The organism is Massilia sp. WG5 (assembly GCF_001412595.2).
Lineage (GTDB): Bacteria > Pseudomonadota > Gammaproteobacteria > Burkholderiales > Burkholderiaceae_D > Telluria.
On record NZ_CP012640.2, the window covers coordinates 5,397,493 to 5,423,080 of the forward strand.

Annotated in this window: 19 protein-coding genes; 16 read left to right on the forward strand and 3 right to left on the reverse strand. The window is 68.9% G+C overall.

Annotated elements, in window-relative coordinates:
• Positions 1–2 precede the first annotated feature (2 nt).
• Together AM586_RS24120 and AM586_RS24125 are read right to left on the reverse strand one after the other, a co-directional pair.
• Complete coding sequence (locus tag AM586_RS24120) at positions 3–1,124, reverse strand: diguanylate cyclase (protein WP_047825522.1); 1,122 nt, start codon at positions 1,122–1,124, stop codon at positions 3–5.
• Positions 1,121–3,838 carry an EAL domain-containing protein gene (locus AM586_RS24125; protein WP_109370520.1) on the reverse strand — a complete coding sequence of 906 codons (2,718 nt, stop codon included), beginning with the start codon at positions 3,836–3,838 and terminating at the stop codon, positions 1,121–1,123. Before AM586_RS24125 ends, AM586_RS24120 begins: the two co-directional genes overlap by 4 nt.
• A gap of 289 nt (positions 3,839–4,127) precedes the next feature.
• Between AM586_RS24125 and AM586_RS24130 the strand changes: the two genes are divergently transcribed.
• Entirely contained in the window at positions 4,128–4,541 is a 414-nt protein-coding gene (locus tag AM586_RS24130; protein ID WP_052234009.1) for a DUF2946 family protein, read from the forward strand.
• A gap of 61 nt (positions 4,542–4,602) precedes the next feature.
• Positions 4,603–6,921 (forward strand): TonB-dependent receptor, encoded by a 2,319-nt coding sequence (locus AM586_RS24135; RefSeq protein ID WP_109370521.1) that lies wholly within the window; start codon positions 4,603–4,605, stop codon positions 6,919–6,921.
• Positions 6,922–6,950: 29 nt separating this feature from the next.
• Here the strand turns inward: AM586_RS24135 and AM586_RS24140 are convergent, their stop codons facing one another.
• The gene (locus tag AM586_RS24140; RefSeq protein ID WP_052234005.1) at positions 6,951–9,647 is read right to left on the reverse strand and encodes a PAS domain S-box protein; all 2,697 of its coding nucleotides are present in this window, start codon (positions 9,645–9,647) and stop codon (positions 6,951–6,953) included.
• Between the two features lie 262 nt (positions 9,648–9,909).
• Here AM586_RS24140 and AM586_RS24145 point away from each other — a divergent pair, with 262 nt between their 5' ends.
• The 14 genes from AM586_RS24145 to AM586_RS24210 all read left to right on the forward strand — a co-directional run bounded on the left by AM586_RS24145 (position 9,910) and on the right by AM586_RS24210 (position 25,579).
• Positions 9,910–12,288, forward strand: a complete 2,379-nt coding sequence (locus AM586_RS24145) for a DUF3141 domain-containing protein (RefSeq protein ID WP_047825520.1) — start codon at positions 9,910–9,912, stop codon at positions 12,286–12,288.
• Positions 12,289–12,307: 19 nt separating this feature from the next.
• Entirely contained in the window at positions 12,308–13,243 is a 936-nt protein-coding gene (locus AM586_RS24150; protein WP_047825519.1) for a phosphate acetyltransferase, read from the forward strand.
• A 4-nt stretch (positions 13,244–13,247) separates the two neighbouring features.
• Positions 13,248–14,453 carry an acetate/propionate family kinase gene (locus AM586_RS24155; RefSeq protein ID WP_047825518.1) on the forward strand — a complete coding sequence of 402 codons (1,206 nt, stop codon included), beginning with the start codon at positions 13,248–13,250 and terminating at the stop codon, positions 14,451–14,453.
• Positions 14,450–15,094 (forward strand): CoA transferase subunit A, encoded by a 645-nt coding sequence (locus AM586_RS24160; RefSeq protein WP_047825517.1) that lies wholly within the window; start codon positions 14,450–14,452, stop codon positions 15,092–15,094. Before AM586_RS24155 ends, AM586_RS24160 begins: the two co-directional genes overlap by 4 nt.
• A gap of 9 nt (positions 15,095–15,103) precedes the next feature.
• The gene (locus AM586_RS24165) at positions 15,104–15,772 is read left to right on the forward strand and encodes a 3-oxoacid CoA-transferase subunit B (RefSeq protein ID WP_047825516.1); all 669 of its coding nucleotides are present in this window, start codon (positions 15,104–15,106) and stop codon (positions 15,770–15,772) included.
• Positions 15,769–16,551: an enoyl-ACP reductase FabI gene (fabI, locus tag AM586_RS24170; protein ID WP_047825515.1), complete on the forward strand. Its 783-nt coding sequence runs from the start codon at positions 15,769–15,771 to the stop codon at positions 16,549–16,551. Before AM586_RS24165 ends, fabI begins: the two co-directional genes overlap by 4 nt.
• A 13-nt stretch (positions 16,552–16,564) precedes the next feature.
• Positions 16,565–16,837, forward strand: a complete 273-nt coding sequence (locus AM586_RS24175; protein ID WP_047825514.1) for a hypothetical protein — start codon at positions 16,565–16,567, stop codon at positions 16,835–16,837.
• Positions 16,834–17,895, forward strand: coding sequence for a hypothetical protein (locus AM586_RS24180; protein ID WP_156328225.1), 1,062 nt, complete (start codon positions 16,834–16,836; stop codon positions 17,893–17,895). Before AM586_RS24175 ends, AM586_RS24180 begins: the two co-directional genes overlap by 4 nt.
• 9 nt (positions 17,896–17,904) lie before the next feature.
• Positions 17,905–18,771 (forward strand): F0F1 ATP synthase subunit gamma, encoded by an 867-nt coding sequence (gene atpG, locus AM586_RS24185; RefSeq protein ID WP_047825512.1) that lies wholly within the window; start codon positions 17,905–17,907, stop codon positions 18,769–18,771.
• Between the two features lie 25 nt (positions 18,772–18,796).
• Positions 18,797–19,216: a F0F1 ATP synthase subunit epsilon gene (locus AM586_RS24190; RefSeq protein ID WP_373995238.1), complete on the forward strand. Its 420-nt coding sequence runs from the start codon at positions 18,797–18,799 to the stop codon at positions 19,214–19,216.
• Between the two features lie 37 nt (positions 19,217–19,253).
• Complete coding sequence (locus tag AM586_RS24195) at positions 19,254–19,616, forward strand: hypothetical protein (protein WP_109370522.1); 363 nt, start codon at positions 19,254–19,256, stop codon at positions 19,614–19,616.
• A gap of 126 nt (positions 19,617–19,742) precedes the next feature.
• On the forward strand, positions 19,743–20,930 hold the full coding sequence (locus tag AM586_RS24200) for an efflux RND transporter periplasmic adaptor subunit (RefSeq protein ID WP_047825509.1): 1,188 nt from the start codon (positions 19,743–19,745) through the stop codon (positions 20,928–20,930).
• Positions 20,927–24,154 carry an efflux RND transporter permease subunit gene (locus AM586_RS24205; RefSeq protein WP_047825508.1) on the forward strand — a complete coding sequence of 1,076 codons (3,228 nt, stop codon included), beginning with the start codon at positions 20,927–20,929 and terminating at the stop codon, positions 24,152–24,154. Before AM586_RS24200 ends, AM586_RS24205 begins: the two co-directional genes overlap by 4 nt.
• A gap of 3 nt (positions 24,155–24,157) precedes the next feature.
• Positions 24,158–25,579, forward strand: a complete 1,422-nt coding sequence (locus AM586_RS24210) for an efflux transporter outer membrane subunit (RefSeq protein ID WP_047825507.1) — start codon at positions 24,158–24,160, stop codon at positions 25,577–25,579.
• Positions 25,580–25,588: the final 9 nt, after the last annotated feature.

Sequence of the window (25,588 nt, forward strand, 5' to 3'; positions counted from 1 at the left end):
GCCTATGCCGTGACGACGCGGTCGCGTCCCGCCGACTTGGCCTGGTACAGGGCCTTGTCGGCGCGGTTGACGGTGTCGGCCAGCGCTTCCGCGGCGCGCCGCGCCGTCAGGCCGGCCGAGAAGCTGATGCGGCGCCCGTCCAGCATGTCGGCGCCGTCCGCGCCGGCGATGCACAAGGCGCCCACCCGGCTGCGGATGCGCTCCACTACCGTGCGCGATTCCGGCTCGCCGGTATCGGGCAGCAGCAGCAGGAATTCCTCGCCGCCCCAGCGCGCCAGCACGTCGCCCGCGCGCAGCTCGGCGCGCGCGCAGGCGGCGAAGCGGCGCAGCACCTCGTCGCCGGCGGCATGGCCGTGGCGGTCGTTGATCTGCTTGAAGAAGTCGATGTCGAGCAGGGCGATGCAGGTGGCGGTAGCGGGGGCGCCGGCCGGGGCGCGGCGCCGTTCTTCCTGCGCCAGCACCTCGTTCATGTGGCGCCGGTTGGCCAGCGCGGTCAGCTCGTCCACCGTGGCCAGGGTGCGGATCGTGTCCACCGCCTTCACCAGCTCTTCCTTCTGCGCCTTCAGGCGCGCGCGCAGCTTCGACATCTCGCCGGTCAGGAAGGTCACGGTCAGCGAGCAGGCCGCCATGATCGTGAAGGTCACCGCTTCCACCTGCGGCGGATAGTGGAGCGGGTCGTGCGCCTGCAGCCACCACATCGTCGCCCCCATGCCGGCCAGGCCGACGCCCGCCAGCGCCAGGGTCTGGCGCGGACGCAGGGCGAAGGTGCAGAACACGACCACCACCATCAGCGCCATCAGCGTGGAGCCGCGCAGCGGCCCGGAGATCGAATACAGCCACATGTTGCAGCTGATCGCGAACAGGCCCTGCAGCGTCGCCAGCCCGGTCGGAGCCAGGAAGCGGCCGCCGAAACGCACCAGCAGGTAGAACAGGGCGTTGCCGCCGAGGGCATACGACGCCAGGTCGAGCGCCGGGCCGCGGCCGATCAGGTTGCGCGTCGCGATCAGGACCACCAGGACGAAGAAGATCGAATACAGGGCGGCGGTGGCGCCCCAGTAGACCGTCATCCGGCGCAGCTTGGGATCTGCGCCGAGCATGAAGCGGGACAGGCGCGACGGCGTCATGCCCGCCTCCGGCTGCGCGTTTGCGCCAGCAGCATCCCGGCGATGCCTTCGGCCGGCACCGGCGGCGAGAACAGGTAGCCCTGCATCTCGTCGCACTCGTTGGCGGCCAGGAATTCGCGCTGCTCCTCGGTCTCGACGCCTTCGGCGATCACGCGCAGGTGCAGGCGGTGGCCGAGCGAGATCACGGCCAGCGCGATCGCCTGGTCGTCCTCGCTGGTGGCCAGGTCGCGCACGAAGGACTTGTCGATCTTGAGGGTGCTGATCGGGAAGGACTTCAGCGCCGACAGGCTGGAATAGCCGGTGCCGAAGTCGTCGATCGACAGCGATACGCCCATCTCCTTCAGCTCGCGCATCCGCTCCACCGCCTGGTTCAGGTCGCGCATCAGCAGGCTCTCGGTGACCTCCAGCTCCAGCGCGCAGGGCGGCAGGCCGGCGTCGCGCAGGGCCGCCGCAATGCGCTCGACCAGGTGCTTTTCCTCGAACTGGCGGGCCGACACGTTGACCGACACCGTCAGCGGATCGAGGCCGGCGTCGCGCCAGAGCCGGGCCTGGCGGCAGGCGGTGCGCAGCACCCATTCGCCGATCGCGACGATCAGGCCGGATTCCTCGGCCAGGCCGATGAAGCGCGGCGGCGGCACCATGCCGTGCTCGGGGTGGCGCCAGCGGATCAGGGCTTCGACGCCGAAGATGCGGCCGGTGCGCAGGTCGACCTTCGGCTGGTACATCAGGAAGAAGGTGCCGGCCGGGGCGTCGGCGGCCGGGGCGCCTCCCTGGGTCGAATCGAAAGCCTTGCGCAGGCCTTCCAGCAGCTTCAGCTTTTCCTCGACGCTGGCGTTCATCTCGCGGGTATAGAACTGGAAGTTGTTGCTGCCCAGGTCCTTGGCGCGGTACATCGCCGCGTCGGCGTTCATCATCAGGGTCTTCGGATCTTCGCCGTCGCGCGGGTACAGCACCACGCCCATGCTGCAGGTGACCTGCACCGCCTGGTCGCCGATCGGCACCGGCTCGGTGACGGCATGGCGGATCTTTTCCAGCGCCGGCGTGAGCGCCAGCGCGTCTTCCGGCACGTCCGGCAGCAGGATCACGAACTCGTCGCCGCCGAGGCGGCCCAGGGTGTCGTTGCGGCGCAGGCAGGCCTGCATGCGGCGCCCGACCACCTTCAGCAGCTCGTCGCCGGCGTTGTGGCCGAGGCCGTCGTTGACCAGCTTGAAGCCGTCCAGGTCGACGAAGGCCAGCGCCAGGCGGTGGCCGTTGCGCTGGGCATTCAGCACGGCCTGGTCGAGGCGGTCGCGGATCAGGCTGCGGTTCGGCAGGCCGGTCAGCTCGTCATGGTGGGCCAGGTGGCGGATCCTTTCCTCGGCCTGCTTGCGCTCGGTGATGTCGCGCACGGTGGCGACCGCGCCGCCTTCGACCGGCACGATCTGGCGCTGCAGCCAGCGCCCGGTGGCCGGCGCGGTCGCGGCCTGCCATTCGGTTTCGAGCGGCTGGCCGAGCGTCACCACCCGCAGCAGGTCGTCGAACATGCCGTTGATGCGGTAGAAGGGCATCAGCTCGCCCATCAGGCGGCCGCGCAGCTGTTCCTTGGGGATGCCGCTGACCTGCTCGGCGCGCGAATTGGTTTCCTCGACCAGGAAGTCGATCACGTGGCCGTCGCCGTCGAACACGCTGCGCAGCACGAAGAAGGCGTCCAGGCTGGCCTCCGAGGCCGCGGCATACGTTTCCTGGGCGCGCCGTTCGCGCCGGCGCGCCTTGGTCAGCTGCCAGGACCAGGCGCTGATCATGCCGACCACGGCGAGCAGCAGGGCGCTGCCGGCGAAGGCCGCCACCAGGTAGTGGCCGCGATGCTGCTGGTACTGCGCCATCTGCTCGTTCTCGGCCAGGCCGACCACGACCGATAGCGGGAAGCCCTGCACGCGGCGCACGCTGGCGTAGCGCGGCACGCCGTCGGGCGCCGTGAAGTGCGGATCGAGGGCGTCGCCGGCCAGGCCGCCGAATCCGAGCTGCTGGCCCCAGGACAGCCGGTCGCCGATGCGCAGCGCGCGCGCCATGCCGTCGTCGCCGATCAGGCCGATCAGTCCCAGCCCGCCTTCGCGCGAACGCTCGTAGGCGCTGGTGAAGTAGGCCGGGTCGACTTCGACGATGGCGACCCCGGCGAAGTTGCCGGCGGCATCATCGATGCGGCGCGTGAAATGCAGGTGCGGTTCGAGCTTGCCCCGGTCGCGGATGGCCTGGCTGACGAAGGGCATCGGCGTTTCGGCGTCGCGGTGCGCCGTGAAATAGGCTTCGCGGCCGACATCCTGCGGCGGCGTCGCCGGGTTGCTGGCGACGATATGGCCGTCGCGGTCGGCGATGCTCACCACGAACACCAGCGAGGGTGGCAGCAGGCTCTGGCGGCGCAGCTTGTCGAGCGCGGCGTCGGGACCGTGCTGCTCGACCGCGTACTTGAGCACTTTCAGGGTCTGGTCGATCGCGTTCAGGTTGCGCGCCATCTGCGCTTCGTAGGTGTCGACCTGCTCGCGGGTGGCGCCGCGCGCATCGGCGATGGCGGCATCGTGTTCGGCGGCGATGAAGTGAAAGGTCGCGATCCAGATCGCGACCAGCGGCAGTAGCGCGAACAGCGGCAGCGCGAAATGGGTCTCGAGCGCGCGTCCGAGCCAGCGCGAAAGGCGCGGCGTGCGGGCGGCGGGGGCGCGATGTACGGCGTTTTCCATCATCGCACCGGGCTCTTGCCAGTCACGCGCAGGTAAAACTCGTCGCGCAGCGGGCGGCCGAGCGGCTGGAACAGGGAAAAACGCAGGACTGGACCAGGGGTGGGTTGCAGCATCGCTTGGTTTTAGAGGATGGGCAGGCGCAGAAGCAGGGGACTCACCGCGGCGGCACTGACTGTATACGTAGGGAAACTCAAAGTCGATAGCGAATTTTTTTTGGCCCTGGGAATAAGCTGTTTTCGTTGCGCAGTGGCAACGTAGCACGGACTGCCCGGCCGTGATCTATAATCCGGCCATGCATACCCCGACACGGCTTTGGCGCATGCGCGCGCGGATCGCCTGGATCGCCTGCCTGGCCATCCTGTTGAACGCGTTCGCTCCCTTCGTGTCGCATGCGATGGAGGCCGCGGCGCCCGCCCAGGCCCTCATGGAGGTGGAAATCTGCACGGCGATGGGCATGGCGACCATGCCGGTCGCGCTGCCCGCCGACGATGGCGGCCAGTCTTCCGGCGGCAAGCTGCACAAGGCCATGAGCCACTGCGCCTGGTGTGCGGCGCACGCCGCCGCCCACGGCCTGCCGCCGCCAATGGAAGCCTCCTTCGTCCCGGCCGCCGGCCGCGATGTCTATCCCCCGCTGTACTACCATGCGTCGCGTCCCCTGTTCCCGTGGTCGCTGGCGCAGCCGCGCGCCCCGCCACACCTGTCCTGATCGCCGTTGCGCAGGTCCGTCATCCGGCCTGCGCCGTATCCCCATCATTACAGGAACAAGCATGAACAACCCACGCATGTTGTCGGCGCCGGTATGGGCGCCGACAGTGTTGGCGGCCGCCATGTCCGGCGCCTTCGCCCAGACCGCGCCCGCAGCCACGGCGGACGCACCCGCCGGCCAGACCCGCCAGCTCGGCACCGTGATCGTCACGGGCACCCGTCCGACCTCGCTGCCGACCCAGATCCCGACCACGATCGAGACCATCACCGGGGAGGAAATCGCGCGCGGCGTCAACGCCAGCGATGCCGAAGACGCCCTGAAGTACATGCCCAGCCTGCTGGTGCGCAAGCGCTACATCGGCGACTACAACCACGCGGTGCTGTCGACCCGCGCTTCCGGCACCGGCAACAGCGCGCGCTCGGCGGTCTACGCGGACGGCATCCTGCTGTCCAACTACCTCGGCAACGGCGCCAGCTTCGCGCCGCGCTGGGGCATGGTCAACCCGGAAGAGATCGAGCGCGTCGACGTGCTGTACGGACCGTTCTCGGCGGCCTACGGCGGCAACTCGGTCGGCGCCGTGGTCGACTACGTCACCCGCATGCCATCGCGCTTCGAGGCGCACGCCAGGTTCTCCACCTCCTGGCAGCCCTTCAGGCTGTACGGCACCGACGACACTTACCATGGCCGCCAGGGCAGCTTCTCGCTCGGCAACCGCGCCGGCGCCTGGTCCTGGTACCTCGGCCTCGGCCGGCTCGACAGCGACGGCCAGCCCTTGACCTTCCCGACCCGCTACCCGGGCGCCACCGCGTCGAGCGCGGGCACGCCCGTGACGGGCGCCGTGGCCGGCCAGGACCGTACCGGGCGCGACTGGCTGCTGCTCGGCGCGGGGACGCAATACCACACCGGGCAGACGCAGATGAAGGCCAGGCTGGCCTACGATTTCTCGCCGCAGCTGCGCGCCACTTACGTGTTCGGGCTATGGGACAACGACGCGCAGGGCCGCCCGCAATCGTATCTGCGCGACGGCGCCGGCCGGCCCGTCTACAGCGGCGCGGTGAACATCGGCGGCCGCGCCTACACGCTGGCGCCGAACGACTTCAACCAGTCGAACGAAAGCCTGCGCCACTTCATGCACGGCCTGACCCTGAAGAGCAGCACCCACGGCACATTCGACTGGGAAGTCGCGGCCAGCCGGTATGACTATGACCAGGACATCCTGCGCGCGCCGACCATCGCGCTGCCGGCGGCGAGCAATGGCGGCGCGGGGCGCATCGTCGACCAGCACGGCACCGGCTGGCATACCTACGCGGCCAAGGGCGTGTGGCGGCCCGAGGGCCCGGCCGGCGAGCATGTCGCCGAATTCGGCTGGCAGCGCGAAGCCTACCGGCTGCGCAGCATCGAGAACGCGACCGCCGACTGGCTGAACGGGGCGCCCGGCGTGCGCAACCAGGCCTTCAGCGGCCGCACCGGCATCGATGCCCTGTACGCCCAGGACACCTGGAAGTTCGCGCCGCGCTGGAAGACGGTGCTGGGCCTGCGCTACGAGCGATGGGAAGCGCGCGACGGTCGGACGTCGAACGCGGCCACCACCGTCAGCCATGGCGGCCGCGATGAGAACCACGTCTCGCCGAAGGCCGCGCTGGCCTTCCAGGCAAGCGAAGACTGGCTGCTGAAGGCCTCGCTCGGACGGGCCGTGCGCATGCCGACCGTGTCCGAGCTGTACCAGGGCGGCATCAATGCGGCCGGCACCCTGATCAACAACGACCCGGGCTTGAGACCGGAAAAATCCTGGACCGGCGAGCTGACGGCCGAGCGCAAGCTCGACACGGGCCTGCTGCGCCTCACGGCCTTTGGCGAGCGCACCCATGACGCCCTGTACTCGCAGACCAATGTGCTGGTGACGCCGAACGTCACCAACGTCCAGAACGTCGACCGCATCGACACCAGGGGGCTCGAAGCGGCCTACGCGGCCAGCGACGCCGGGCTGCGCGGGCTGGACCTGAACGCCAGCCTGACCTGGCTAGAATCGAAGATCGAGCGCAACGACAGGTTCCCGGCCAGCGTCGGCAAGTGGCAGCCGCGCATTCCGCAGTGGCGCGCCACCGGCCAGGCGACCTGGCGCGTCGACGACCGCCTGGCGGCCTCGCTGGCGGCGCGCTACAGCGGCCGCCAGTATTCGACCCTGGACAACTCGGATCCGAACGGCTTCGCCTACCAGGGGGCCAGCCGCTACTTCACGACCGACCTGCGCCTGAGCTACAGGATCGACAGGCACTGGACGGCCGCGCTCGGGATCGACAACCTGAACAATTATAAATACTGGAATTTCCACCCTTATCCCCAGCGCACCTGGGTGGCGGAGCTGAAATGGGATCTGTGAGCCCGCGCCTGGCCACCGCCTGACTTGCGTCAGCCGTGCGCCAGGGCCAGGCTGTGCGTCTGGCTGCGGCCCAGGCGCAGCATCGCGTAGGTGTTGCGTCCGCCTTCCTTGGCCGCGTACAGGGCGCGATCGGCGGCGTCGAGCAGGCGTTCCGGCGCCGGATCGGGCTGGTCCGCCAGTGCGGCCCCGATCGAGGTCCCGACCTGCAGCACCACCGCCGCCAGCTCGAAGGGCTCGCGCATCGCGGCGAGGATCTTGCGCGCCACCAGCTCGACGTCGGCCTCGCCGCTAACCTCGTGCAGCAGCACCGTGAATTCGTCGCCGGCCCTGCGCGAGACCAGGTCCGAACTGCGCACCGAGCCGCGCAGGCGGCGCGCGAACTCGACCAGCACCGCATCGCCGACGGCGTGGCCGTAGCGGTCGTTGATCTGCTTGAAGTGGTCGACGTCCAGGTACAGCAGGGCGGCGCCGCGCCCCGGGCGTTGCGCGGGCCGGGCGCCCCGCAGGACGTTTTCGAAGTGGCGCCGGTTCGGCAGGCCGGTCAGGCTGTCGGTGTGGGCCAGCGCGTGCAGGCTGCGCTCGTGCATGCGCGAGGCGGTGGCGTCCAGGGTCAGTACGTACACGCCGACCACCTGGCCGTCGCGCAGCTGCGGCAGGAAGGTCGTGTGCGCGATGCGGGTGTGCTTCTTGCGCACGATCTCGTGCTCGCACTGCGACGCGTGGCCGCGCCAGGCCTGTTCCAGCGCTGCCGCCTGCGGCGCCAGGTAGTCGGCGCCGAAGGCTTCTTCCATCGTCTTGCCGAGGATTTGCTGCGCCGGCTTGCCCAGCCACGACTGGTGCACGGCGTTGGCGAACACGTAGCGGCGCTCGCCGTCGAGGTGGGCGATCAGCACCGGCACGTTGTCGGTGATGGTGCGCAGCCTTTCCTCACTCTCGGCCAGGCGCAGTTCGCCCTCCTTGCGCTCGGTGATGTCGAAGGCCATCGCGAAGAAGCCGTCCGGCTGGCCGTCGCGGGTGCGCTGCGGGACCAGGCAGCACTGGTAATGCTGCTCGCGCCCCCTGGTGCGGGCGACGTATTCGAAGAAGGCCGGCTCGCCGGCCACCACCCTGGCGATGTGCGGAACCAGCCGCGCATAGTCCTTGGGGCGGTAGGCGCGGGCGATGTCGCGGCCGAGCAGCTCGTCGGCGCGCTTGCCGTAGGACTGCAGGGCGCGGCCGTTCAGGAACACGAATTCGTTGGCCGCATTCACCTTGCCGATCAGCGCCGGCAGGTTCTCGGTGATGGCGCGCAGGCGACGTTCGCTGACTTCGAGCCGGGCGCGCGACGCGTTGATCTCGGTGATGTCCTTCATCGCCACCATCGCCCCGAGCGGACGGCCGGAGGCGCCGCGCAGGGGGCGGCCGCAAACCAGCAGGGTGCGCGGCGCGCCGCCGTCCTGCGCGACCACCATCGCCTCGTCGCGGATGGTCTCGCCCTTCAGCGCGCGCACCAGCGGCACCTCGTCCATCGCCAGCGGCGTGCGGCCGTCGACGTGGTACATCGCGTAATACTGCGACCACTCGGCCGGCACGATGGTCTTCATCTCGCGTCCGAGGATGGTCCGGGCCGCGGGATTGAACAGCGACAGGTTGCCGACCGCGTCGCAGGCGACGATCGCGACGTCGGTCGATTCCAGCATGGTGTCCAGCAGCTCCTGTTTCTCTTCCAGCTGCTGGCGGGTGCGGATGCGCTCGGAGATGTCGTTCAGGAAGGCGCCGAAGCAGCGCCGGCCCTTCCATCCGTAGCTGCTGATGGTCATTTCGACCATGATCTGGCGTCCGCTCGCGGTCAGCGCCGGCAGCTCGAGCTTGCGGTTCTGCATCGTCCCGTCGCCGGCTTCCAGGTAGCGCCGCATGCCGGCCTCGTGGGCGGTGCGGTAGGCCGGCGGCACGATCAGCTCGGACAGGCTGCGCCCCAGCGCCTGCGCGCGCGGCCAGCCGAAGATGCGCTCGGCCGAGGCATTCCATTCGACCACGCGGCCGTCGGCATCGGCGCCGATGAAGCCGCTCCAGGAAGAGGAGACGATGGTGCGGTTCCACTCCACGCTGTGCTGCAGCGAGACCTCGACTTCCTTGCGCAGCGCGATTTCCTGCGACAGCTCGCCGACCTTGCGTTCGAGTTCGGCGGTGCGCTCGGCGACGCGCTGTTCGAGTTCGGTGTTCAGGGACTTCAGGGCCTGCTCGGCAATCAGGCGGGCGGTGGCGACCCTCACGTGGTTCAGTTCGACCTCGGCCAGGTCGGCCAGGTCGCGCAGGGCCTGCCGTTCGGCGTCGCTCAGGGTGCGCGGTGCGCGGTCGATGATGCACAGCGTGCCGACCGGCTGGCCGTCGCAGAACAACGGCTGGCCGGCATAGAAGCGGATGTGCGGCGCCCCGGTCACCAGCGGATTGTCGGCGAAGCGCGGATCCCGGCTGGCGTCTTCGACCACCAGCATCCCGCCCAGCGCCACCGCATGGCTGCAGAAGGCGAGCGAGCGCGGCATTTCCGACACGTCGAGGCCGCAGCGCGACTTGAACCACTGGCGGTTTTCGTCGACCAGCGAGACCAGCGCGATCGGCACGCGGAAGCTCAGCGCGGCCAGGCGCGTGAAGCGGTCGAAACGCTGCTCCGCCGGCGTGTCGAGGACATCCAGCGAGTCGAGTGCGGCAAGGCGGGCAGGTTCGGAAGAAAATTTGGGATGGTGCATGGCCACTCCGGCAGTCGAGGCGGGAAACGGCAGGGTCAGGGCCGGGGTCGGTCGTCGGCGCCGGGGGCGGGGGCAGCCGATGGACACATCCTACCATGCGTTCTGCATGGAAACTATTTCCCCGTGGATACTCTTCCAGGACTGTTGCGCCAGCGCCTTGACAGTTCATTATCCACCCCGGCGGGATACGGCTTTGGTCGCATTGTGCGGCTGCGCAAAGCTGGCGAACATGAGGCCAAAGTCAATGATTGCGAGGTCATCCATGGATGCCGGAACCCAGATCGCGCGCAGCGCGGACATCGGCACGAAAGTCAGCCTGTTGCTGCGCAGGCGGGGCGAGACAGCGGTCACGCAATTCAAGGAGCGGGTGACGGGGGTGCTGGACGGGGACGCCGAGCCCGGCCACGGCAAGGTCCCGGCGCTGCTGGCCACGGCGGCGAATCCCTGGAATGCCTGGAACTACTCGGTCGATGCGGCGCAGCGCGCGATCCTGTTCTGGGACACGCTGCGCCGGCGCGGCAACGAGTTCGTCGAAAGCGCCGTGCACGGCCTGCAGCCGGCGCTGCACTTCGATTCCGAGACGGTGCTCGACGGACGCGGTTTCGAACGACCCGTCAATTACGCGCTGTTGCGGATCGAGCCGCCCGAAGGCGTGACGGTCGACGCGAAGCGGCGGCCCTATCTGATCATCGACCCGCGCGCCGGCCACGGCCCCGGCATCGGCGGCTTCAAGGACGACTCGCAGGTGGGGGTGGCGCTGCGCGCCGGGCATCCGGTGTATTTCGTGATCTTCTTCCGCGATCCCGAGCCCGGCCAGACCATGCTGGACGTGTGCGCGGCGGAACAGCGCTTCGTGCGCAAGGTGCGCGAACTGCATCCGGACAGCCCGAAGCCCGCCATCATCGGCAACTGCCAGGGCGGCTGGGCCGCCATGATGCTCAGCTCCTCCTCGCCGGAAGACACCGGCCCGATCGTGATCAACGGCGCGCCCATGTCCTACTGGGGCGGTGCCTGGAGCGAAGGGGAGGGCGACAACCCGATGCGCTACAGCGGCGGCCTGCTCGGCGGCACCTGGCTGTCGTCGATGACGGCGGACCTCGGCAACGGCAAGTTCGACGGCGCCTGGCTGGTGCACAACTTCGAGCGCCTGAACCCCGCCAATTCGCTGTGGGGCAAGTATTACAACCTCTACGCCAACATCGATACGGAGCCGGCGCGCTTCCTCGAGTTCGAGCGCTGGTGGGGCGGCTTCTACCTGATGAACCGCGAAGAGATCGAATGGATCACGCAGAATCTCTTCGTCGGCAACAAGCTGTGGAGCGGCGACGTCAAGTCGGCCAGCGGCCAGGCCTTCGACCTGCGCGACATCCGCTCGCCGATCATCCTGTTCGCCTCGATGGGCGACAACATCACCCCGCCGCAGCAGGCCTTCAACTGGGTGGCCGACCTGTACGGCAGCACCGAGGAGATCAAGGCGCGCGGCCAGGTGATCGTCGGCCTGGTGCACCAGGATATCGGCCACCTCGGCATCTTCGTCTCGGGCAAGGTGGCGAAGAAGGAGCATGCCCAGATCGTCTCGGTGCTGCAGACCATCGAGCGCCTGCCGCCCGGGCTGTACGCGATGGATATCAACCGGAAGCCCGGCGCGGACACCCAGCCGGAATACGAAGTGGAGTTCCGCGAACGCCAGCTCGAGGACGTGGTGCAGCGGCTCAACCGCTTCGAGCGCGAGGACGAGAAGCCCTTCGAAGCGGTCGAGACGATCTCGGCGTTCAACCAGCGCGCCTACGAACTGTTCGCCCGGCCGCTGGTGCAGGCGATGTCGAACGAATTCACGGCGGAGATGCTGCGCCGCTTCCATCCCTTGCGGATGCAGCACTGGATGCTGTCGGACCTGAACCCGTGGCTGGCCTGGCTGCGGCCGGCCGCCGATGCCGTGCGCGCGCAGCGCCGCGGCGTCGAACCCGACCACCCGCTGCGCGGGCTGGAGCACATCGGCGCCGAGATCCTGAGCGCCACGCTCGACCTCTACCGCGGACTGCGCGACGCCGGCACCGAAGCCGCCTTCTTCGGCGTGTACGCGAACATGTACAACGTCTACCTGGCCGGCCGCCAGCAACCCGAACTGCCGGCGCCGCCCGAGCCGCGCGACCTGCCTTTCGTGAAGGAGGCGCTGGCGTCGATTGCCGAAGGCGGCTACCCGGAAGCGGTGGCCCGCATCGGCTACCTGCTGATGCGCAAGGACGAACCCTTGCCGCTGGCCCGCCTGCAGACCACGGACGAGCTGGCGCACGACTACGCGGCGCTGCTGCCCCAGGTCGCGCCGGACCAGTTCCGCCGCATCCGCGGCGAACAGGAGATCATCGCGCGCTACGAGCCGGAACAGGCGATCGCCACGCTGGCGCAGTTGCTGGCCGATCCCGGCGACCGCGTGAAACTGCTGACCCTCCTCGACAAGCTGATGGCGGACCAGCGGGTGCAGGCGGCGCAGCCGACCGGGCAGCAGCTGGACATGCTGGGCCGCATTCGCGGCGTGCTGGCGCCGCGGCAGCCCAGCGAGCGCCGTCACACGCCCGCGGCCACGCGTCCCAGCGGCGAGCGCCGCCGCCTTGCGGCAGGGGCGCAGGCCGTGACCAGGTAAGACAGACCGGGAGAGCAGCATGGAAAACAAGCACGAGAAGTACCAGCGCCTGATCGATTACTGCCGCGCGCTGCCGCCGCTGCCGACCGCCGTCGTGCATCCTTGCGACCAGAGTTCGCTGGCGGGCGCGGCCGAAGCGGCGCAATTGGGCCTGATCGCGCCGATCCTGTGCGGCCCGGCCGAGCGCATCCGCGCGGTGGCGCAGCAGTACGGTATCCCGATCGGCGATTACCCGATCGTCGACGCGCCCTACAGCGAGGCCGCGGCCGAGGCGGCGGTCAGGCTGGTCCGCGAAGGCAAGGCCGAAGCCCTGATGAAGGGCAGCCTGCATACCGACGAACTGATGGGCGCCGTGGTCAGGCGCGATGCCGGCCTGCGCACCGGGCGCCGCGTCAGCCATTGCTTCGTGATGGCGGTGCCGGACCATGAGGATCCGCTGATCATCACCGACGCCGCGGTGAACATCGCCCCGACGCTCGAGGAAAAGCGCGACATCCTGCAGAACGCGATCGACCTCGCGCATGCCATGCTGTTCAAGGAGGTGCGGGTCGCGATCCTGTCGGCGATGGAGAACGTCAATCCCAAGGTGCCGTCGACGATCGAAGCGGCGGCCCTGTGCAAGATGGTCGACCGCAAGCAGGTGACCGGCGCGCTGGTCGACGGCCCGCTGGCCCTGGACAACGCGATCGACCCGGAAGCCGCCCGGATCAAGGGCATCGAATCGCCGGTGGCCGGGCGCGCCAACGTGCTGCTGGTGCCGGACCTGGAAGCGGGGAACATGCTGGCCAAGAGCCTGTCCTTCCTGGCCGGGGCCGACGCGGCCGGCATCGTGCTGGGCGCGCGCGTGCCGATCATCCTGACCAGCCGCGCCGATTCGGTCATGACCCGGCAGGCCTCCTGTGCGGTGGCGGTGCTGGTGGCCAAGGCGCGGCGCGAGCAGCAGCCGATCGGGTGATGCCATGGCCGACCTGATCCTGGTGCTGAACGCCGGCTCCTCGAGCCTGAAGTTCCGCGCCTATGATGCAAAGATGAACGGCGGCGGCAGCGCGCCCCAGCCGCTCCTGCGCGGCCAGATCGAGGGCCTGTATACCGAGCCGCACTTCTCGGTGTCCAACGCGGCCGGCGACCGCCGCGACCAACACAGCTGGACGCCGGGCACCCAGCTGGGACATGAGGGCGCGATCGGCTACATCGGCGACTTCCTGCGCAGCCACCGCGAAGGCCACCGCCTGGTCGCGGTCGGCCACAGGGTGGTGCATGGCGGGCTGCGCTTCACCCGGCCGACCCCGATCACCCCCGAGGTGGTCGACGAGCTGGCGGCCCTGGTGCCGCTGGCGCCGCTGCACCAGCCGCACAACCTGGCGCCGATCCGCGTGCTGGCGCGGCAGCGGCCGGACGTGCCGCAGGTGGCCTGCTTCGACACCGCCTTCCATCACACCCAGCCGGAAGAGGCGGCCGCCTTCGCGCTGCCGCTCGAAATCACCGCGCGCGGCGTGCGCCGCTATGGTTTCCATGGCCTGTCCTACGAGTACGTCGCCAGCCGCCTGCCGGACCTGGCGCCGGCGGCGGCGCAGGGCCGCACCGTCGTCGCCCACCTGGGCAATGGCGCCAGCATGTGCGCGCTGCGCGCCGGGCGCAGCATCGCCAGCACGATGGGCTTCACCGCCGTCGACGGGCTGGTGATGGGCACCCGCTGCGGCAGCGTCGACGCCGGCGTGATCCTGTACCTCATGGACGAACTGAAGATGGACACCCGCGCGGTCGAGGACCTGATCTACAAGCGCTCCGGCCTGCTGGGCGTGTCCGGCATCTCGAGCGACATGCGGACCCTGCTGGCTAGCGACGATCCGCGCGCCCGCTTCGCCGTCGAGCTGTTCACCTACCGCATCGGGCGCGAGCTCGGTTCGCTGGCGGCGGCCCTGGGCGGTCTCGATGCGTTGGTGTTCACCGGCGGCATCGGCGAGCGCGCCGCATCGATCCGCGATCGGGTCTGCCGCCAGGCGGCCTGGCTCGGCGTCGGGCTCGACCCGGCCGCCAACGAGGCGAACGGGCCGCGCATCGGCAGCGACGGCAGCCGGGTCCAGGCCTGGGTGATCCCGACCGATGAAGAGCAGATGATCGCGCGGCATACCTTCGCCACCGTGCTGCAGGGAGGCCGATCGTGAAAACCGTGTCCCTGGACAAGGCGGTCGAACTGATCCCCGATGGCGCCAGCGTCATGGTCGGCGGCTTCATGGGCGTGGGCACGCCCGAGCGCGTGATGGACGAGCTGGTGCGCCAGGGCCGGCGCGGACTGACCGTGATCGCCAACGACACCGCGCGCCCCGGCCGCGGGATCGGCAAGCTGATCTCGGGCGGGGTGGCCAGCCGCGCCATCGTCAGCCACATCGGCCTGAACCCGGAAACCCAGAAGAAGATGATCGCCGGCGAACTCGAGGTCGAACTGGTGCCGCAGGGGACGCTGATCGAGCGCATCCGCGCCGGCGGCTTCGGCCTGGGGGGCGTGCTGACCCCGACCGGGGTCGGCACCCTGGTCGAGGAGGGCAAGCGCAAGCTCGACATCGACGGCGCCCAGTACCTGGTCGAGCCGGCCTTGAGAGCCGATTTCGCCCTGGTCGAATCCTTCCTGGCCGACTACTACGGCAACCTGACCTATGCGCTCACGGCGCGCAACTTCAATCCGGTGATCGCGATGGCGGCGCGCACCCTGATCGTCGACGCCTGCCACATCGTGCCGGTCGGGATGATCCCGCCCGACCAGGTGGTGACGCCGGCGGTGCTGGTCGACTACGTGGTCGCCCACTAGGAAACCATCATGGATCCGCAAACCCTGATCGCCAGGCGCATCGCGCAGGAACTCAAGCCGGGCATGCTGGTGAACCTCGGCGTCGGCATTCCGACCCTGGTCGCCAACTACGTCCCGGCCGGCATGCGCATCTATTTCCAGTCCGAGAACGGCCTGATCGGCACCGGCCCGATCCCCGAGGAGGGGATGACCGAAGCCCTGCTGACCGACGCCGCCGGCCAGCCGGTCAGCGCCCTGCCGGGCGCCTGCACCTTCGATACCGCGATGTCCTTCGGCCTGATCCGCGGCGGCCACCTGGACGTGACCGTGCTCGGCGGCCTGCAGGTCGACCAGCGCGGCCTGCTGGCCAACTGGACGATCCCCGGCAAGATGGTGCCCGGCATGGGCGGCGCGATGGACCTGGTCACCGGCGCCAGGCGCGTGATCGTGGCCATGCAGCATACCGCCAAGGGCGCCTCGAAGATCGTCAAGGAATGCACGCTGCCGCTGACCTCGATCCGGCCGGTCGACCTGGTGGTGACCGAAATGGCCGTGATCGCGTTCGAGAACGGCGCGGCGCTGTTGCGCGAGACCGCCCCCGGGGTATCGGTGCAGCAGGTACTGGACGCCACCGGCGCCGCGCTCGTGATTCCCGGCGAAGTCCCGCAAATGCCAATTGACGAAGGAGCGAACACATGACTATCGACATCCCGCGTCCGATCCTGAAGGGCGCGAAGGCACTGGTGACCGGTATCGCCAACGAGCATTCGATCGCCTGGGGCTGCGCCAAGGCCTTCCGCGAGATGGGCGCCGAGCTGGCCATCACCTACCTCAACGACAAGGCGCGCGCCTATGTCGAGCCGCTCGCCAGGGAGCTGGACGCGCCCGTGTTCATGCCGCTCGACGTGGGCAGGCCGGAACAGGTCGAGGCCCTGTTCGAGCGGATCGGCAAGGAGTGGGGCGCACTCGACATCCTGGTGCACTCGATGGCCTTCGCCCCCAAGCAAGACCTGCAGGGCGGGTTGCTGAACTGCTCAGCGGAGGGCTTCGCGCAGGCGATGGACATCTCCTGCCACTCCTTCATCCGGCTCGCGCGCGCCGGCGCGCCGCTGATGAAAAATGGCGGCACCATGTTCACGATGTCCTACTACGGCGCCAACAAGGTCGTCCCCAACTACAACGTGATGGGGCCGGTGAAGGCGGCGCTGGAGGCGAGCGCGCGCTACCTCGCCTACGAGCTCGGTCCACAGCACATCCGCGTGCATGCGATCTCGCCGGGGCCGCTGCTGACCCGGGCCGGCGCCGGCCTGAAGGACTTCGACCGCATGCTGGCCGAGGCGGCCCAGCGCGCGCCGCTCGGCGAGCTGGTGGACATCATGGACGTCGGCTATACCTGCGCCTTCCTGGCCACGCCGCTGGCGCGCCGGCTGTCCGGCGAGACGCTGTATATCGACGGCGGCGTCAACATCATGGCATAGGAGGAGCATCACCATGGCCAGTCTGTTGATCGGCAATGTGGACAGCAGCGCCTCGGACCAGGACATCCGCGACCTGCTGGCGCGCTACGGCTTTCCGCCCTGCGACTCGATCGAGCACATGCCCGGCGACGGCAGCCGGCCGGCGGTGCTGCTGCGCTACGGCGGCGCGCCGGCGGAGGCGCTGCGCAGCCTGCAGCCGCGCCTGCAGGACCTGTTCTGGAAGAACCGCAAGATCCAGGTGTCGGTGGTGGACCAGCGCTACGACGAGGGAGCGGCCCAGGGATGAACGTTGCGATGAAGCTGGCGCAGCTGCTGAACCGGTGGCGGCCGGGCAGGGATACGAACGGCGGGGATCCGGCCGGCGAACCGGACCGGGTCCGCGTCGCCGAGGCGGTCGAACGCATCATCGCGCTCAGCCCGCACCTGCGCATGGCGCGCCGCTACGAAGCCCGGCTGGCGCCGGCGGTCACGACCACGCTGCGCTACGTGGGCGGCATCGTCGCCGCGATCCCGCCGGCGCGCGAGGCGAGCGCCGCCGCCTGGTCGCTCGACCCCTACATCCACGCCTTCTTCGGCAGCGCCGACGAGGTCGCGCCGGTGCTGTCGCGCTCACGCGACCTGCGTACCTTCTTCGAGCAGAACCCGGGGCAGCGCGAAGCCTGGGCCGTGCTCGGGATGGCGATGCTCGAAAAGCGCGTGCTCGGCACGACGCTGGAAGGGGAGACCATGCGCCGCGAGGAGATCCAGGAAACGATCGGCTTCAGCGACCACCAGGTGCGCATGTGCGGGCGCACCGAACCGGAGCTGCGCGAAGAGATCGTGCGCCGCCTGGTCGTGCAGCTCGGGCTGCAGGGCATCGCGCGCTATGCAGCGCAGCAGACCCGGCGCGGCCTGCTCGAGAGCGAACGGGCGCTGCTGCATACGCGCCTGCAGCTGCTGGAGCGCAAGGGCATCGGGATGGGCGCGATAATCGGCGGCGACGCGCAGGCGGCCGGCACCGAGGAACTGGCGCGGCTGCAGGAAGCGATCAACGAGAACGAGAGCGCGATCGAGCGGCTGGGGCTGCGTTCGGAGGCGCTGGACCGCGAGCTGGCCGAGGTGTGCGCGGTGCTGGCCGATCCGGCCGCCCACCTGTTCGTGCATACCCGCCGCTGCGTGCTGAACAGGATGAACGTGGTGCAGCCGCCGGACAGCCGGGCGGCCGGCGACGAGGTGGTGTTCGAGGTGGCCCGGGTCCCGACCGTGCCGCCGGAGGCGCGCGCCTTCACGCTGGTGCGATTCGCGCGCGCCGACCTGTGCTCGGCCACCGCCCTGCTGGACGATGCGGCGCGCTTGTTGGGTTAGGAGGACATCATGGCCGGCTTCAAGGAAATTCGTACCAAGATCAAAAGCGTCGAGAGCACGCGCAAGATCACCAAGGCGATGGAAATGGTGGCGGTATCGAAGATGCGCAAGGCGCAGGACAGGATGCGCGCCTCGCGCCCCTACGCCGAGCGGGTGCGCAATATCGCGGGCCACCTGGCGGAAGCCAACCCGGACTACACCCACCCCTTCCTGGTCCGGCATGAAGCCCTGCGGCGCGCGGGCCTGATCGTGGTCACTACCGACAAGGGCCTGTGCGGCGGCATGAACGTCAACGTGCTGCGCCTGGTGACCAACCGCATGCGCCAGTACGCGGACCAGCGCGTCGCGGTGGACGTGGTGGCGGTGGGCGGCAAGGGCTTCGGCTTCCTCAACCGCTTCGGCGCGCACGTCGTCTCGCAGGTGGTGCAGCTGGGCGACGTGCCGCACCTGGAGCGCCTGATCGGGCCGGTCAAGGTACTGACCGACGCCTACCAGCAGGGCGAGCTCGACGAGATCAGGATGTGCTATACCCGCTTCGTCAACACCATGGCCCAGGAGCCGGCGGAGGAAGTCCTGATCCCGATGGGGAGCGAAGCGCTGCGCCCGGACAGTGCGCTGCGCCTGGACTACATCACCGAACCGGACGCCCAGACCGTCATCGACGAGCTGGTCGGGCACTATGTCGAGGCGCTGATCTACCGCGCCGTGGCCGAGAACATGGCCTCCGAACAGGCGGCGCGGCGGATGGCCATGAAGGCCGCCACCGACAATGCCGGCAATGTGATCGGCGAGCTGACGCTCAAGTACAACAAGTCGCGCCAGGCCTCGATCACGCAGGAGATCACCGAGATCGTCTCCGGCGCGGCCGCCGTTTGAACATCGCGAGGATGAAATGGCAGACGTGAAGACATTGAAGGTCGAGGTGGTCTCGCCCGAGGAAGAGATCTTTTCGGGCCTGGCCGAGTTCGTGGCGCTGCCGGGCGAGGTCGGCGAGCTCGGGATCTTTCCGCAGCATACGCCGCTGCTGACGCGGATCCGGCCCGGCGCGGTGCGCATCAAGCTGGCCGGGCGCAACGAGGAAGAACTGGTGTTCGTCGCCGGCGGCATCGTCGACGTGCACCCGGATGCGGTGACCGTGCTGGCCGATACCGCGATCCGTGGCCGCGACCTGGACGAGGCCAGGGCCATCGACGCCAGGAAGCGTGCCCAGGAAGCGCTGGCCAACAGCACCGCCCAGTTCGACCATGCCAAGGCCCAGGCCGAGCTGGCGGTGGCGATCGCGCAGTTGCAGGCCATCACCCGCCTGCGCGAACGGAAGTAGGGTGCGCCACTTTACGTTCATCCAGGGGAGGTACGAAATGATCACCGTCGTCGGCATCTTCGACAAGTTCGGGCCGGCGCAGAGCGCCAAGAATGAATTGCTGGTCGCCGGTTTCTCGTGGCGGCAGGTGCAGCTCAATCCCGACCACGAGCTTGCGCCCAGGACGCATGCGCCGAACCCGCAGCCGGGCGACCAGTCGGTCCAGACCACCATGGGCAACCTGGTGCGCGGCCTGTTCGGGGTCGGCGTCCGCAGCGCGCACGGCGACCTGTTCGGCGCGCCGGTGCGGCATGGCGACTATGCGCTGATGGTCGACAGCGACAGCGAGCAGCAGCGCGTCCAGGCGGAGGACATCATGCGGCGCCATCAGCCGGTCGAGCTGAACCGCCACGAGACCTGAGCGCGAGGTACGACCAAAGGCCAATTCCTGCACTGCTCCGTTTGGATTTAACTTGGTGTCAACTTCGGCTGCGCATATGTGGACTCCGTTCGTGCGGCCCAACACCGATGAGAGAGGGGTGCCCCCATGAATCGTCCGTTTCTGCCGCTCGCGCTTGGCGCCTCGATGACCTGCCTGAGCGCCGGACTGGCCGGCTGCTCGCGCGAAGTCCAGGCGCCGCCCGCCCAGCCCCTGCAGGTCACGGCGGTCAGCATGACGCCGCACGACACGCCGGTGTCCTTCGAATTCGTGGCCCAGACCCAGAGTTCGCGCGAGGTCGAGATCCGGGCGCGGGTCGACGGCTTCCTCGACAAGCGGCTCTACACCGAAGGCACGATGGTGCGCGCCGGACAGCCGCTGTTCCAGATGGACCCGAAACCCTTCGAGGCGGCGCTGCAGTCGGCACAGGGCCAGCTGGAACAGCAGCGCGCCCGGCTCGAGGTGGCGGAAGCGAACCTGCGCCGGGTGCGCCCGCTGGCGGCCCGGAATGCCGTCAGCAAGAAAGAGCTGGACGACGCGATCGGCATGGAACGCTCGTCGCGCGCGGCGGTGCTGGCCGCCGAAGGGCAGGTGCGCACCGCGCGCCTGAATCTCGGCTATACGACGATCGCCTCGCCGCTGCTGGGGCTGACGAGCTTCGCCAAGAAGCAGGAAGGCAGTTACCTGACGGTCGGCGAGCAGGGCCTGCTGACCACCGTGTCCCAGGTCGATCCGATCTGGGTCAACTTCAGTATCTCGGAAAACGAGCTGCTCAGCTACCGCGACCAGATCGCCAAGGGCCGCCTGAAGTTTCCGCAGAATCAGAATTTCGAGGTCGAAGTCGTCCCGGCCGACGGCACGGTATTTCCGAAGCGCGGCCACATCAACTTCGCCGCACCGTCCTTCGACGCCGGCACCGGCACCTTCCTGGTGCGCACCGAACTGCCGAACCCGGAAGGCAAGCTGCGCCCGGGCCAGTTCGTGCGCGCCCGGGTATTCGGCGCGACCCGGCCGGCGGCCATGCAACTGCCGCAGCGCGCGGTGCAGCAGGGCTCGAAGGGACATTACGTCTGGGTGATCGGGAATGACGGCAAGGCCAGGCAGCGCGTCGTCGAGGTGGGCGACTGGATCGGCGACGACTGGTTCATCAGCGACGGCCTGAAGCCGGGCGAGCGCGTGGTGGTCGACGGCGCCGGCCGGGTCACGCCCACCGCGCCGCTGCGGGTCGCCGCGCTGACGCCGCAGCCGGCGCTGGCGCAGGCCGGCACGGCCGCGCGGGCGGAGGCGCGGCCATGAATATTTCGCGCTTCTGCATCGACCATCCGATCTTTGCCTCGGTGATCTCGATCGTCATCACGCTGGCCGGCGCGGTGGCGATGTTCAAGTCGCCGGTCGCGCAGTACCCCGACATTACACCGCCGCAGATCACGGTCAGCGCCACCTATCCGGGCGCCGACGCCAACGTGGTGGCCAACAACGTGGCCGCGCCGATCGAGCAGCAGGTCAACGGTGCCGACAACATGATCTACATGAACTCGTCGAGTTCGTCGACCGGCAACATGACCCTGAACGTGTTCTTCGAGATCGGCACCGATCCGCAGCTGGCGCAGGTCGACGTGCAGAACCGCGTCAACCTGGCGCTGCCGCAACTGCCGTCGGCGGTCACGGCCCAGGGCGTGCAGGTGCAGAAGAAGTCCTCGGCCTTCATGATGGTGATCGCGGTGTATTCGCCGAGCGAGCGCTACGACCCGGTGTATGTGGCCAACTACACCAATATCTACATCCTGGACGCGCTCAAGCGCATCCCCGGCGCCAACCAGACCAGCATCTTCGGCACGCCCGACTACGCCATGCGGATCTGGCTCAAGCCCGACCGCATGGCGCAGCTGGGCGTGACCGCCAGCGAGGTCCAGCAGGCGGTGGCGGCGCAGAACCAGCAGTACGCGGTCGGGCGCCTCGGGCAGTCGCCGACCGGCAAGGCGGTCGAGCAGTCCTTCCCGGTCACCACCGCCGGCCGCATGACCGAGGCGTCCGAGTTCGACAACATCATCATCCGCGCGGCCAGCGGCGGCGCCGCCATCGTGCGCCTGAAGGATATCGGCCGCGCCGAGCTGGGGCAGAAGGACTACTCGATCCGCGGCACCTACCAGGGCCGGCCGGCGACCATGCTGGCGGTGTACCAGCAGCCGGGCGCGAATGCGCTGGACGTGTCCAACCAGGTCAAGGCGACGCTGGCGCAGATGCAGAAGGAGTTCCCGGAAGGGATCGAATACAAGATCGTGATGGACACCACCAACTTCACGCGGGCCTCGATTTCGGACGTGGTGAAGACCTTCTTCGAGGCGGTGGTGCTGGTGGTGCTGGTGGTCTACCTGTTCCTGCAGAGCCTGCGCGCGACCCTGATCCCGGTGCTGGCGGTGCCGGTGTCGATCGTCGGTACTTTCATCGGCATGCAGGCGCTCGGCTTCTCGATCAATATGCTGACCCTGTTCGGCATGGTGCTGGCGATCGGCATCGTGGTCGACGACGCCATCGTGGTGATCGAAAACGTCGAACGCAACATGACCGTGCACCACCTGCCGCCGAAGGAAGCGGCCAAGCGTGCGATGGACGAGGTGGCCGGTCCCGTGGTCGCGATCGTGCTGGTGCTGTGTGCGGTGTTTGTGCCGGTCGCCTTTCTCGGCGGGATCACGGGGCAGCTGTACAAGCAGTTCGCGATCACCATCGCGATCTCGGTGGTGATTTCCGGGATCGTCGCGCTCACGCTGTCGCCGGCGCTGGCGGCGATCCTGCTGAAACCCGTGCATGGCAAGAAGAACCGCTTCTTCCGCTGGTTCGAACGGAGCTTCGAACGGATGACGGCCAGCTACGGGCGCGCCGTGGCGCTCACGATCAAGCGCGCCGGGATCGCGCTGCTGCTGTTCGCCGGCATGATCGGGCTGTCGGTGTTCATGCTGAACCGGGTGCCGAAGGCCTTCCTGCCGCCCGAAGACCAGGGCTACCTGCTGGGCGCGGTCATCATGCCCGATGCCGCGAGCCTGGACCGCACGGGCGCGGTCGGCAAGCGCGTCACCGATTACTTCACCAGGAACCCGGCGGTCGAAGGGGTGGCCGTGATCGACGGCTACAGCCTGCTGGACAACCAGAACAAGAACAATGCGGGCACCTTCTTCGTCGGCTTCAAGGACTTCGATGAGCGCTACAGCGGCGACAACATCCGCACGCAGAACGCGCGCGCCGTGCTGCAGGACGCCGGCGCGAAGCTGGGCGGCGATGCGCGCGGGATGGTCGTGCCGGTCAATCCGCCGTCGATCCCGGGGCTGGGCACGACCGGCGGCCTCGAAGTCTGGATCCAGAGCAAGGGCGACAAGAACGTGCAGCAGCTCGGCGCCGCCGTCGGCGAGTACATGGCGAAGCTGAAGAATGCGCCGGAGATCGGACGCGCCACCGCCACCTTCAACGCCAGCAGCCAGCAGCTGCTGGTCGACGTCGACCGCGACAAGGCCGAGACGCTCGGGGTGCCGGTCGAGGATGTCTACGGCACGCTGCAGACCATGTTCGGCTCGCTCTACATTTCGCAGTTCATCAAGTCGAGCCGGCTGTGGCAGGTGATCCTGCAGGCCGAACCGGAGTACCGCCTGCGGCCGGAGGACCTGGAACGGCTGTATGTGCGCAGCCGCGACAAGGCGATGGTGCCGCTGTCGGCCGTTGTCACCAGCAAGTACGTGACCGGGCCAGACCTGATGACGCGCTTTAACAACTTCCCGGCGGTGAAGGTGACGGCGACGACGGCGCCCGGCTACAGCTCCGGCCAGGCGATCGCGGCCCTGCAACGGGTCGGCGCCGAGGTCCTCCCTTCCGACTTCGGCCTGGCCTGGAGCGGCGAAGCCTTCGAGGAGCAGAAGGCCGGCGCCGCGTCGGCATCGGTGTTCGTGTTCGGCCTGGTGATGGTGTTCCTGATCCTGGCGGCGCAATACGAGAAGTGGTCGCTGCCTTTCGGCGTGCTGCTGGCGGTGCCCTTCGCCCTGTTCGGCGCGCTGCTGGCGGTGACGATGCGCAAGCTGTCGAACGATATCTATTTCCAGATCGGCCTGACCATGCTGGTGGCGCTGGCGGCGAAGAATGCGATCCTGATCTTCGAATTCGCGGTGCTCAACCGCGAGCAGGGCGCATCCTTCCGCGACGCGGCCCTGACCGCGGCGCGCGAGCGCCTGCGCCCGATCGTCATGACCTCGGTCGCCTTCATCCTCGGCTGCGTGCCGCTGGCGTTGGCCAAGGGCGCATCGGCCAACAGCCGGATCTCGATCGGCACCGGGGTGATCGGCGGGATGCTGGCGGCCACCGTCATCGCCGTGTTCTGGATTCCGATGTTCTACTACGTGATCGAAACGCTGGCCGAGCGCATGGGACGCCGCAAGGCGAAGGCGGCGCCGCCGCCGGAAGTGGCCGGCCCGCAGCTGCCGGGCGGCGGAGCCGGCGCCGGCCACGTGCCGCATGCGCCGCGCCCGCCGGGAGAATAAAAAATGTCGAATCCGCGAAGATGGCTGCTGCTCGGCGCCGGCCTACTAGCCGGCTGCGCGGTCGGCCCCGACTACAAGCGCCCCGCGGTCGATGCGCCGCAGGCCTTCCGCTTCCACGACAAGGAGGCGGGCGCGATCGCCAACACCGCCTGGTGGCGCCAGTTCCAGGATCCGGTCCTGGACCAGCTGATCGCCGAGGCGCTGCGCGAGAACAAGGACGTCAAGATCGCGGCCGCCCGCATCGACCTGTTCCTCGGCCAGTACGCCAGCACCCGTTCGCTGCTGCTGCCGCAGGTGGGCGCGAACCTGAACGGCAGCCGCGGGCGCGTGCCGGCGGGCACGGCCGGCAGCGTGATCGCGCCGGTCCAGGACCAGTACGAAGCCTCGCTGTCGGCCAACTGGGAGCTGGACCTGTTCGGCCGGCGCCGGCGCGAGACCGAGGCCGCGCGCGCCCAGGTGCTGGCCAGCGAGGAGGGCCGCCGCGCCACCGTGCTGACCCTGGTGTCCTCGGTGGCCTCGTCCTACATCACGCTGCGCGAGCTGGAGCGCGAGCTGCAGATCGCGAAGGACACGGCCACCAGCCGGGAAAATTCCTTCAAGCTGTTCACGGACAGGTTCGAGGGCGGCACCGTGTCGGAGCTGGAACTGGCCCAGACCCAGTCCCTGTACGAGGCCTCGCTGGTCGAGATCCCGCGCCTGGAAGCCCTGATCGGCCAGCAGGAAGACGCCTTGTCGATCCTGCTCGGCCGGAACCCGGGGCCGATCCGCGCCAGCCACCCGCTGGCGGGGCTGGCGCTGCCGCCGGTGCCGGCCGGCCTCCCGTCCGAACTGCTGGAGCGCCGGCCCGACCTGCGCCAGGCGGAGCAGCAGCTGGTCGCCGCGAATGCCCTGATCGGGGCGGCGCGCGCCCAGTACTTCCCGACGATTTCGCTGACCGGCCTGCTCGGCTACATCAGCAAGGATTTCTCCCAGCTGTTCCAGGGCTCCACCAAGGTCTGGTCCTATGGCGTGGCGGCGTCGATGCCGATCTTCACCGGCGGCGGCATCGCCGGCCAGGTCCAGCAGGCCGAGGCCCAGCAGCAGGAAGCGCTGCTGAACTACCAGAAGGCGATCCAGGTGTCGTTCCAGGAAGTGTCGGATGCGCTGGTGAGCCATGCGAAGTCGCGCGACCAGCTGGGCTTCCTGGACCGCGAAGTGCGCACGCTGCGCAACTACCTCGAGCTGGCGCGCCTGCGCTACGACGAGGGCTACACCAGCTATATCGAGGTGCTCGACGCCGAACGCAGCCTGTTCGCGGCCGAGGTGGCCTACACCCAGACCCAGTCGCAGGTCTACACCTCGCTGGTGAACCTGTACAAGGCGATGGGCGGCGGCTGGGTGCTCGAGGCGGAAGGCATGACGGCAGCGCCGGTCGCGGCCCGTTAGCGGGGAAAA

Bases quoted from the DNA above. Each gene is read 5' to 3' on its own strand.
- AM586_RS24120 (WP_047825522.1), bottom strand. From the start codon at position 1,124: ATGACGCCGTCGCGCCTGTCCCGCTTCATGCTCGGCGCAGATCCCAAG.
- AM586_RS24125 (WP_109370520.1), bottom strand. From the start codon at position 3,838: ATGATGGAAAACGCCGTACATCGCGCCCCCGCCGCCCGCACGCCGCGC.
- AM586_RS24130 (WP_052234009.1), top strand. From the start codon at position 4,128: ATGCATACCCCGACACGGCTTTGGCGCATGCGCGCGCGGATCGCCTGG.
- AM586_RS24135 (WP_109370521.1), top strand. From the start codon at position 4,603: ATGAACAACCCACGCATGTTGTCGGCGCCGGTATGGGCGCCGACAGTG.
- AM586_RS24140 (WP_052234005.1), bottom strand. From the start codon at position 9,647: ATGCACCATCCCAAATTTTCTTCCGAACCTGCCCGCCTTGCCGCACTC.
- AM586_RS24145 (WP_047825520.1), top strand. From the start codon at position 9,910: ATGGATGCCGGAACCCAGATCGCGCGCAGCGCGGACATCGGCACGAAA.
- AM586_RS24150 (WP_047825519.1), top strand. From the start codon at position 12,308: ATGGAAAACAAGCACGAGAAGTACCAGCGCCTGATCGATTACTGCCGC.
- AM586_RS24155 (WP_047825518.1), top strand. From the start codon at position 13,248: ATGGCCGACCTGATCCTGGTGCTGAACGCCGGCTCCTCGAGCCTGAAG.
- AM586_RS24165 (WP_047825516.1), top strand. From the start codon at position 15,104: ATGGATCCGCAAACCCTGATCGCCAGGCGCATCGCGCAGGAACTCAAG.
- fabI (WP_047825515.1), top strand. From the start codon at position 15,769: ATGACTATCGACATCCCGCGTCCGATCCTGAAGGGCGCGAAGGCACTG.
- AM586_RS24175 (WP_047825514.1), top strand. From the start codon at position 16,565: ATGGCCAGTCTGTTGATCGGCAATGTGGACAGCAGCGCCTCGGACCAG.
- AM586_RS24180 (WP_156328225.1), top strand. From the start codon at position 16,834: ATGAACGTTGCGATGAAGCTGGCGCAGCTGCTGAACCGGTGGCGGCCG.
- atpG (WP_047825512.1), top strand. From the start codon at position 17,905: ATGGCCGGCTTCAAGGAAATTCGTACCAAGATCAAAAGCGTCGAGAGC.
- AM586_RS24195 (WP_109370522.1), top strand. From the start codon at position 19,254: ATGATCACCGTCGTCGGCATCTTCGACAAGTTCGGGCCGGCGCAGAGC.
- AM586_RS24200 (WP_047825509.1), top strand. From the start codon at position 19,743: ATGAATCGTCCGTTTCTGCCGCTCGCGCTTGGCGCCTCGATGACCTGC.
- AM586_RS24205 (WP_047825508.1), top strand. From the start codon at position 20,927: ATGAATATTTCGCGCTTCTGCATCGACCATCCGATCTTTGCCTCGGTG.
- AM586_RS24210 (WP_047825507.1), top strand. From the start codon at position 24,158: ATGTCGAATCCGCGAAGATGGCTGCTGCTCGGCGCCGGCCTACTAGCC.